This window comes from Xenorhabdus sp. KK7.4 (genome assembly GCF_963876465.1).
Taxonomy (GTDB): domain Bacteria; phylum Pseudomonadota; class Gammaproteobacteria; order Enterobacterales; family Enterobacteriaceae; genus Xenorhabdus; species Xenorhabdus stockiae.
On record NZ_CAWNQF010000111.1, the window covers coordinates 51,092 to 61,553 of the forward strand.

Annotated in this window: 5 protein-coding genes; all 5 read left to right on the top strand. The window is 47.6% G+C overall.

Annotated features, from left to right (window positions below; all coding sequences use genetic code 11):
- The first annotated feature begins 48 nt into the window (after nucleotides 1-48).
- The 5 genes from AACS90_RS18930 to AACS90_RS18950 are packed head-to-tail and all read left to right on the top strand — an operon-like array spanning nucleotide 49 to nucleotide 10,428.
- On the top strand, nucleotides 49-4,482 hold the full coding sequence (locus AACS90_RS18930; RefSeq protein WP_099121124.1) for a hotdog fold thioesterase: 4,434 nt from the start codon (nucleotides 49-51) through the stop codon (nucleotides 4,480-4,482).
- Nucleotides 4,479-7,571, top strand: coding sequence for a PfaD family polyunsaturated fatty acid/polyketide biosynthesis protein (locus AACS90_RS18935; RefSeq protein WP_099121125.1), 3,093 nt, complete (start codon nucleotides 4,479-4,481; stop codon nucleotides 7,569-7,571). Before AACS90_RS18930 ends, AACS90_RS18935 begins: the two co-directional genes overlap by 4 nt.
- Nucleotides 7,568-8,335: an SDR family NAD(P)-dependent oxidoreductase gene (locus AACS90_RS18940; protein WP_099108418.1), complete on the top strand. Its 768-nt coding sequence runs from the start codon at nucleotides 7,568-7,570 to the stop codon at nucleotides 8,333-8,335. The genes AACS90_RS18935 and AACS90_RS18940 overlap by 4 nt, the downstream gene beginning before the upstream one ends.
- Nucleotides 8,336-8,377: 42 nt before the next feature.
- Nucleotides 8,378-9,610 carry an SDR family oxidoreductase gene (locus AACS90_RS18945; protein ID WP_099121126.1) on the top strand — a complete coding sequence of 411 codons (1,233 nt, stop codon included), beginning with the start codon at nucleotides 8,378-8,380 and terminating at the stop codon, nucleotides 9,608-9,610.
- Nucleotides 9,611-9,639: 29 nt separating this feature from the next.
- Nucleotides 9,640-10,428, top strand: coding sequence for an amidohydrolase (locus tag AACS90_RS18950; RefSeq protein ID WP_099121127.1), 789 nt, complete (start codon nucleotides 9,640-9,642; stop codon nucleotides 10,426-10,428).
- The last annotated feature ends 34 nt before the right edge of the window (nucleotides 10,429-10,462 follow it).

The following is a 10,462-nucleotide window of genomic DNA, read 5'->3' on the forward strand; positions in this document are numbered from 1 at the left end:
AAAATATCCGCTCAGGGAAACGCTATCATATTAAGGAGTCTCTCCTTTATGGAACATATTGCTATTATTGGAGTCGGATGTTTATTTCCCGGCGCGGATTCCCCTGAAAAATACTGGGATAATCTATTACATGAAAAAGATTGTTCCACCCCTTTATCAGCTCAGGAATTAGGTGTTGATCCGGCCTGTTATTATTCTTCTGAAGCGGCTAAACCTGACACAATTAATTATATTAATAATGGTCATGTTCGTGATTTTCATTTTGATGGCAAAGGTTATCATTTGCCGGAAGAAGAATTAAATACACTGGATGATCTATTTAAATGGACAATTTATGCCGCAGATCAGGCATTAAATGATAGTGGCTATCGCCAGCATAAAAATATTTTGCAAAAAACCGGATTAATTCTTGGCAGTATCGGTATGCCGACTCATTCCACTAAACAATTAATGAATCCGTTTTATCATAAAATATTACAGCCTTATATCAGGGAATTAATTGGTCAGCCGGATTTTAAGTTTAAACAATTCTGGCCTCAGGCTAATCATTCTGAGCAGAATTTAATAACCGGTGGCTATAACGCCACAATTGCAGCATTAGCATTAGGGCTGGCCGGGCCTCGGTATTGCCTTGATGCCGCCTGTGCATCGGCATTGTATGCCATCAGACTGGGAGCGGATTATCTTCTCAGTCATAAGGCTGACATGATGTTGGTTGGCTCAATCTGCCATGTGGATCATATTTATATCGATCACGGATTTAATATATTGCAGGTTTTCCCGGAAAAAGGGGATTCTATTCCTTTTGATAAATCATCCAAAGGAGTAAAAGCCGGTGAAGGTGTTGGCGTTGTAGCTATTAAGCGTTACTCAGATGCGGTTCGTGATAACGATAAAATCTATGGGGTGATTGAAGCCATTGGGTTATCTAATGATGCTGGTACTAAACATTTGTTGGTGCCGGATCAACAGGGACAGAATATTGCACTGGAGCGGGCCTATCAGAACTGTCTGCGGGAAATTGATTATATTGAATGTCATGCTACCGGCACCAATATCGGCGATCAAATCGAACTGTCAACGATTGAAGCCTTTTTTGGTGGCAGTAAAAATTCTGATGAAAGTGAAAACATTCCATTAATTGGTGCTAATAAAGCCATCAATGGCCATATGCTGACGGCATCAGGTATGGGCAGTCTGCTGAAAGTGCTGTTAGCCATGCAGCATAATCTGATCCCCGCCACGCCACGGGTTAATCAACTGGTATCGACACCGCAAGGCAAGCTTAATATCAGTCATATCGTACGGCAGGCGAGACCCTGGCCTGAGCGTCATCGCCCCAAAAGAGCCGGTATTAATGCTTTTGGCTTTGGTGGCGTCAACGGGCATATGGTCATCAGTGAAGATAGTCCTGAACGGCGATCCGCCTGTATCCCCTCCCAGATGCAAAAAATGCAGAAAACGGAACGTCTGGCGATTGTTGGTATTGGTGTTCATCTGGCAAAAACGGAAGATAACCAGACGCTGGATCAAACGTTACAGCAGGGAACCCAACACTTTTATCCGCTGCCGAAAACCCGTTGGATTGGCATGGAAAAACGCCCGGATATTCTGGCGATGCGCGGGATCAGTCAGCCACCGTTAGGCTCCTATATTGAAACTTTTGACGTTGATTGCAGGAAATTCAAATTACCGCCCAATGTTATCGGAGCGCATCTAAGCTGCCATCTGTTTTTGTTGCCAATTGCGGAGCGGGCTTTTCTTGATGCGGGATATCAGCTGGATGGCAGCAAACGTAATATCGCTGTCATTGTGGCGGGAGGAATTGACTACAGCTGCCTGCGTTATCAGATACGTAATGAAATCAGCTGGCAGCTGGAACAAAGTTTAGCGAGCCACGGCATTCAGCTATCGGCAGAAGATACCACTGCATTGCAGGAAATTGTTAAAGATAGCCTGTTCCCGAAACCTTATCCCGAAGGCATCACCGGCGGAATTGGTAATATTGTGGCGAGCCGTCTGGCTGCACATCTGAAACTGAATGGCCCGGCCTTTACGCTTTATAACGAAGAAAGTTCTCCGTTTAAGGCACTGGAACTGGCTCAGTTTATGCTGAGCAGACAGCACGTGGATGCAGTCATGATTGCCAGCAGCAGTTTTGGTGGCAGTCTGGAAAATGTGTTGTGGGATCACCAATCCGATCATGGAAATCAGATAGTCGGGGACGGGGGAGGAGTGATTGTCCTCAAGCGTGAACAGGATGTCATCAAGGAGAAAACGCCGTCCTATGCCATGTTGGATGGCATTGGCATCAGTTACGTACCTGATCATTCACTTGATTTCCGGATAAATGAAGACGCGATTGTTGCTGCTGCACAGTCAAGCCTGACTGCTGCGGGCTGTAGTGTGGATCAGGTTGGCTATATTGAACTGTATGCCGGGGGAAGATCCGGCGAGATTGAGACGGAACTGTCCGCACTCGAGCGGGTTTATGGCGCACCAGACGGAAAACCCACTGCGGCCATTGGTACGCTGAAAGCAAATTATGGCCATTTATCGGCATCTGCGGGTTTGCTCGCCATTATCAAATCCGCCCTGCAACTGACGCAATGTTATTTGCCGATATTACCGGATTATCCTCAGAGACAGACACTGGCCCAGCATGCTGCGGGTAAATTCCATTTACCGGTACAGACTCAGGAATGGCCTGCTTCAGAGGGTGCCCCGCGCCGTGCTGCCATCAGTCACTTAGGTATTGACCGTTCTTACAGCCATGTCATTTTAAGTGAACCACAAAACGGAAAACGCGCACGTCTGACACCGCCGCCGGTATCAAATCAGCCGGGCCTGAAAGTGACGACTTATACCGCACGAGAAAAAACAGTAGAAGAATTTATTCTCAATGAGCAGACATTAGCCCGATTTGCACCTTTGAGAGCCATTTCTGCACAACAACAGGCCGTATCAGCAAAAGAAGCTGAAACTACTCAAAAAGCCCTTCCACCAGCGGAAGTAAACCATTTCATACGCAATGCCCGTACTCAGCTGTGTTATCTGCAACTGGAACAGACATTTTATCAACTGATAAAACAGAATTTAGCGCAATCCACTGAGATAGAATCAGTCAATCAGGCGTCGCCAATGGCTGAGAAAACCGCAGTGGCTGCTCCTGTCATTTTTGATGAACATCAATTACTGGAGCTGACCGACGGGAGCGTGGCAAAAATACTGGGAGCGGATTATGCCGAAGTCGATAACTACCCGATCCGTACCCGTATGCCATCCCCTCCGTTTATGTTTGTTTCCCGTATTACGGGGCTTTCTGCGGTTAAAGACAAGCTGGAACCTTGTTACATCGAATGGGAATACGATATTCCTGAAAATGCGTGGTATGCCGTTAATGGCCGCGTTCCTTCCTTCGTCGCGCTGGAATCATCCCATGCGATGATTGTCGCGTTTACCGTGATTGGTTGTGACATGTTGTTCAAAGGACAGCTTTGTTACCGCGCGGTTGACTGTAGTACGACAATTTACAGCGAAATGCCGAAAGCCGGAGAAGTATTGCGCGGACGTGTCAATATCACTTCTGTCATACGGGTAGGAAGCCGGTTTCTGGCGGGTTATGAATATCTTTGCTATGTGGGGGAGCGTCTGGTTTTCCGGCTGGTCGCCACATCGGGTTTCTTTAGCCGTAAGGAAATCGAAAAAGCGGGTGCATTTGACAGTAAGGCTTATTTTGCCAAAGCCAGGGCTGCGATCACGGAAAATCCCTTCACGCTTTTATTAACGGATAAGTCATCACCAGACAGACAGGTACAGAAAATACCATCGTATGCTGAATTCCTGCCCAGCGCATTTCTGCACTGCGACAAAACCACATTTAATCAACAAGATATTACTCATGTCATGAATGGGGATTTGTCTGCCTGTTTCGGCTCCCGCTATGGACGCACTCATAGCGAAAACCTGTGTACGCCGGATACCCGTATGCTAAGCCGGATCCTGAGCGTTGACAAAATGGGCGGGGAATTTGGTCTGGGGCAGATAGTGGGGGAGTTTGATATCGATCCTGAACACTGGGCGTTCAGGGCACATTTCAAAAATGATCCGGTCATGCCGGGAACACTATTGGTAGAAGGTTCAGAGCAATTGATGAAATTCTACTTGTTCTATCTCGGATTGCATTCTCTGCCTGATCTGGAAGCACAAACACTGACAGAACATACGACCAGCGCCAAATTCCGCGGTGAAGTGAAATGCACGCGGGATGTACTGCAATTCCGGCTGACCTGTAAATCCATTGATGCCCGCTATACCGCTGATAAACAGCAGGACGGCACACTGGATTCAATCACCTTGTTTTTCATCGCAGAAACCCTTTATCGCGGCAATGTCGTGGGTATCAGTGACAACATGGGGGTGAAGTACATCCGTCGTCAGCCACAGCAAACGGCAGCGCCGGAACAGGAAGCCGCAAAATGAATCAGCCGAGAACTATTGCGTCAAGCTCGTTAAAAAACAGTTTGTCAAAAAACAGCCTGTCGATGGAAAGCGTTTCCCGTTTGCAGGATTTGGGCACTGAACTGAGGGTAGTTAAATCCGGCACTTCTATTGCATTGCTATCAACGGATGAACCAATAACAGACCCGTTTACTGTTCTGGGAAGTCTGCCTACAATAACGGCAGACAGTCTGGGGAATGCCGGTTTTATGGCAGATTATGGAGTGGACTACGCCTATTATGCCGGTGCAATGGCAAACGGTATCCACTCTGAAGAGATGGTTATTGCATTGGGGCGGCAACGAATTCTGGGGATCTTTGGTTCCGGTGGTTTGCGAATTCCCCGGATTACCGCAGCGATTGCCCGTATTCGGCAGGCATTACCGGAAGGGCCGTTCGGGGTAAATTTGCTGCATAACCCCGGTAATCCGGACTGGGAAATGGCCTGTGTGCGTCTGTGCATAGAAAATCAGGTGCAGGTAATCGAGGCTTCAGCTTATATCAATCTCAGTCCGGCACTGGTTTATTATCGTGTCAGCGGGTTGGCTCAACAGCCAGATGGCTCCGTGTTGCGTCGCCATCGCCTGATAGCGAAAGTTTCCCGTCGGGAAGTCGCCCAACATTTTCTGCGCCCGGCTCCCGAAAATCTGCTGCAAAAACTGCGGGCAGACGGCCTGATTACGACTGAACAGGTTGAGTTGGCCCGTCAGGTTTCAATGGCAGATGATATTACCGTAGAAGGTGATTCCGGCGGGCATACCGATCAGGGCGTACTGGCCTGTATTTTCCGTTCGGTTGTACAGCTACGGGATGAAATCGCGGCAGATGAAAGCCAAATCGGTTATCAGGTGCGGATCGGCGCAGCAGGGGGATTGGGGACACCCCATGCCATTCTGGCCGCTTTCGCACTGGGAGCGGCTTACGTTGTCACCGGCTCAGTCAATCAGAGTTGTGTGGAAGCAGGAACATCCTCTGCCGTGAAAAAAATGCTGGGGCAGGCTCGTATCAGTGACGTTGCTACCGCGCCATCAGCGGATATGTTTGAGCTGGGTGCCAAAGTACAGGTTTTGAAACAAGGCAGCATGTATGCCGTACGGGCACAGAAACTGTACAGCCTGTATAAACAGTATGACAGTCTGGATGACTTGCCAGAGCAAGAAATAACTCTGCTGGAAAAACAGATATTTCATAAACCGCTGTCAGATATCTGGCAAGAAACCATCGATTATTTCCACTCAACTCATCAGCCCGACATTATCGCCAAAGCAGAAAAACAGCCGAAGAAAAAAATGGCGCTGGTATTCCAGTGGTATCTCGGTCAGTCGTCACGCTGGGCGATTACCGGCGATCCTGTGCGCAATATGGATTACCAAATCTGGTGTGGTGCAGCAATGGGGGCCATGAATGAATGGCTGAAAGGCACTCCTTTTGAGGCGGTTGAAAACCGGCATGTCAGCGATATAGCCAGACTTCTGATGAATGGGGCGGCCTGCCTTACCCGCATAGCATTACTCGAATTACTCAATGTTGCTGTACCTGAACAGGTAAAACAGCATCTGTTGTTGAGTCACGGGCAATACAGTTCAAAACAGTGTGTTACAGAACAAATCGTTGCAGAAAAAATCATTACAAAACAAATGCCTGACCAAAAAATAGAATCTAATCAAAAAACAGAACCTGATCAAAAATCAAAGGTGAGGAGTAAAGAATCTATGGATGCTTCAACAAAACTCTGTCTGGATAACTCAAAAGGCTTTTATAAGAAATGCTGGGATCTGATGCCCGGAGGATCGCACTATAACTTTGGCGATCCTGAGCGTCCGTTAGTCATCCCGTTTAATCGCGGGGAAAAATCCCGTGTATGGGATCTGGATGGTAATGAACATCTGGATATGTTTTGTAAATTCGGTGCATTACTGGTCGGGCATCACAATGAGGCTTACAACAGCTCATTGATCGAATATATGAATAAAGTCACTTCCGTTGATACCTGTGATTTGGAAGTTGCTGTCTGTGAAACGATGGTCAGACATATTCCTTGTGCTGAAATGGTGCGTTTCTGCCTGAGCGGAACCGAAGCTGTACAAAATGCGCTGCGTCTCGCCCGTGCTTTTAGTGGTAAAAACCGCTTTATCCGCTTCCACGGTCACTATCACGGTAATGCAGACAATATCATGGGCTGGCGTAAGAAACAGGATCTGACGTATCCGGTGCCGGAGCAGTTCAAGGGTGATCTGCTGGATACATTGGGACGTGATCCTAACGTGATGACGGATCAGTCTTTTATGTTGCCGTGGAATGATATTGATATTCTGACGGCGACGATAGAGCGCTACCACGATGAAATTGGTGCCGTTCTGATGGAACCGATCTGCATTAATGGCGGGGGTATTTTCCCGGTCGAAGGCTATCTGGAGAAAACCAAAGCACTGTGTGAAAAATACAATATCGTGCTTATTTTCGACGAAATCATTACCGGCGTTCGTATCGGGCTGGGTGGAGCACAGAAAATACTGGGTGTGACACCTCATCTGGCGACGTTTGGTAAAGCGCTGGGAGGCGGAGCCATGCCAATCTCGGCCATTGCCGGACGTCGGGATATCATGAATCTCTATACCCGCGGCAAAGTTATTCACGCCGGGACTTTCAACGGTTATCCACTCGGACTAGCTGCCATTAAAACCACTTTCAGCCTGATTGAACAGGATCCCGGTTGTTATGACCGGATGGGCGATATCATGCGCCAGATTTCGAATACCTTTGTGAAAGCCGCAGAAGCGGTCGATTTACCACTGGTAGTGCAGGGTATGCCGACGGCGCTGGTGTATCACTCTCAGAATACACCGGTTATGTCTACTGAAGGTTACAGCGATAAAGTCAAATTCTGCGACATCATCATCCGTGAAATTTCCAAACGCTATGGCATTCAGTTCTCTCCATTATCCCGCATGTACCCCAATCTGCTGATGTCACAGGATGACGTGCGTTTCTTCGAAGAGCGGATTTTCGATGCCATGGAAAATGCCCGTAAAGTGATTGATATCGCTTTTAAAGAAGGGATCACCGGATGAGTCGGCAGATTGCTGTTGTCACCGGGGCTGGTGGAGGATTCGGCACCGCGATTGCCAGAACTTTGCTGGATATCGGTTATCAGGTGGCTGCAACAGATATCAGCATCCAAAAACTGACGCTCCTTAAGGAGCGTCTCGGGCAGCCGGAATCTCTGGCGATATTTGAAATGGATGTCACTGATCCCGCCTCTGTTGAGCAGGCCGCACAACAGATCACTGAAACATGGGGTAAAACGATCACGGTACTGGTGAATAATGCCGGCATTATTCACCGGACTTTCTGCCTGTCAGGTCAGGGATTACCGGAAGTCGCCAAAATGATAGATGTCAACCTGACCGGTGCCTTTAACTGCACATCGATTTTTGTCCGTTACATGGCAGCGCAGAAATACGGACGCATTATTAACATTGCCTCGATTGCCGGTATTTGGGGCGCGGCGGGTGGTGCGGCCTATGGCGCATCAAAAGCGGGGCTGATTTCTGCTACTGAATCCTGGGGGCGCGAACTGGGGCCTCTTAATATCAGCGTGACCGCGATTGCTCCGGGGGTCTGCAAAACTGACATGCTGGAACAGTTTGTCAATTCAAGCCCAATGGAATCAGCAGCGGAAGATAAGATCGTACGTTCCATTGTGCCTGTCGGACGTTGGGGAACATCAGATGATGTGGCGGAAGTTGTCGGGTTTCTGGCGAGTTGTAAAACCAATTATCTCAATACTGCGGTGATCCCGCTGGATGGCGGAATGCGCGTCGGCACCATATGAAACCTGTTTAACCCATTAACGTAGATAACGTAGAGGATGAACATGCTCAACAATACTCAAAAGGATATCAAAAACATTCTGGTGACTGGTGCAACGGGTGTTATGGGAGGAAGAGTTTTACTTGAAATTCTGATGACAACTGATGCGAATGTGTATTGCCTGACAAGAGCTGAAAATAATCAGCAGGCACTGATGCGTCTGGAAGATTTTTTATTTACCTACGATCCGGAAAAACGGAGCCGCGACAGTTTACATCGCATTATTCCTGTATTGGGTGATATTACAGAAAACAATCTTGGGCTGACAGAACCCTTTTACTCTGAATTGGCTGGTAAAATTGACAGGGTGATCCATTGTGCTGCCTGGACAAATCTGGTGGCATCTTATAGCCGCCTTGCTGCTGTCAACGTGACGGGAACAGGTCATGTCATTGAATTTTGTCTGCGGGGTGATATCCCCATGCTCTATACCTCTAGTTTCAGTATCGTGGGGGAAAACCTGTACCGTGATGGCTTTGTCATGCATGAAACGGATCTGGATGTGGGGCAGAGATTCGATGACATGGATTATGAGCGCACGAAATTTGAAGCAGAACAGGCTGTGCACCGTGCGGGGGAAAAAGGACTCAGGTGGGTTATTGTGCGTCCGGGTAACATCTGGGGCGATAGTGCCAATGGCAATTACCCACTGAGAAATACCAGAGTCAAAGGTCTTTATTATGAAATGGTCAGGGCGCTGGTCGAAACCGGGCTGACTTTTAGTGCAACGGACGATTTCGATATTACACCTGTTGACTACATCGCGCAGGCATCATTGTATGCCATTTTGAATATCGGTAAATTTAACGGCAAAACCCTTCATCTGACGACGCCCAATCCAATCAAATACAACGATATTGTCGCTTTCCTGCGGGAATTCGGTTACCGCATTGAAACCATCAAAAATGAAGTTTACATGGAAGCATTGGCACAAAGCTGCCTGTATCTCAATGGGCAACCTTATCGTTCGGTTTTTACTGATTTGCTGGCGCTGGTTCATGGTGGTGGAGAAATGAATGAAACGGCCAAATATGCCACCGAAATAACGACAGATTTACTTAGTGGCAGCGGTATCCAGTGCCCGCCATCAGATAAAAAATTGCTTTCCTGTTATGTGAACTACCTGATTGAAAATAACTTTATTCCATCACCTCAACAGCAGGGTGAACAGGCCGAAATCCGCTCATTGTCAGCGGGCAGCGGTTATATGGAAAATTTGTTTGATGCGGATTTGTAATAAAAATACGAACTAAAACGGAGTTTACAATGATTGAACAAGATCTCTGTGTGACATTAATTCAAACCGATTTGTTTTGGGAAGATGCAGCAAAAAACCGGGAACACATAGAAGGCTACATTACGCAACTGGTTGAGAGCGACCTTATCGTTTTGCCGGAGATGTTCACGACCGGATTCAGTATGAAACCGCAGGCTATCGCAGAAACGATGGATGGCCCCAGTGTTTTGTGGATGAAAAAACTGGCTGCTGAGAAAAACTGTGCAATTGTCGGCAGTATGATCATCACGGAAAACCAGCAATTTTATAACCGTCTGTTATGGGTCAATGCAGATGGCTCCATTGCCTATTATGACAAAAAACATCTCTTCACTTTTGCACACGAAGATCACGAATATACCGCGGGCAATACCCCACTGATCGTAGAGTACCGAGGGTGGAAAATCGCCACGTTTATCTGTTATGACCTGCGCTTCCCGGTATGGTCACGCAATACTAACGGACAATATGATGCCGCACTCTATATCGCCAGCTGGCCAGCCAGACGCTCTCTGCACTGGCGTACCCTGTTACAGGCACGGGCAATTGAAAACCAGAGCTATGTCATCGGCGTTAACCGTGTAGGGCAGGACGGAAACCAGCTCGACTATACGGGGGATTCCATGCTGGTTGATCCGTTAGGTGAAATCCTGCTGCACGAAAAAGAAACCGAGGCAGTAAAAACCATGACCATCTCTCTTGCCCATGTTCGGGAGACCAGAGAACGCTTTCCTTTCCTGAAAGATGCTGATCCTTTTGTTTTTCCACCGTCGTTTTAATAGAAGCGCTTTAAAAGAAGCGTCTTAAAAAGAT

Bases quoted from the DNA above. Each gene is read 5' to 3' on its own strand.
- AACS90_RS18930 (WP_099121124.1), top strand. From the start codon at position 49: ATGGAACATATTGCTATTATTGGAGTCGGATGTTTATTTCCCGGCGCG.
- AACS90_RS18935 (WP_099121125.1), top strand. From the start codon at position 4,479: ATGAATCAGCCGAGAACTATTGCGTCAAGCTCGTTAAAAAACAGTTTG.
- AACS90_RS18940 (WP_099108418.1), top strand. From the start codon at position 7,568: ATGAGTCGGCAGATTGCTGTTGTCACCGGGGCTGGTGGAGGATTCGGC.
- AACS90_RS18945 (WP_099121126.1), top strand. From the start codon at position 8,378: ATGCTCAACAATACTCAAAAGGATATCAAAAACATTCTGGTGACTGGT.
- AACS90_RS18950 (WP_099121127.1), top strand. From the start codon at position 9,640: ATGATTGAACAAGATCTCTGTGTGACATTAATTCAAACCGATTTGTTT.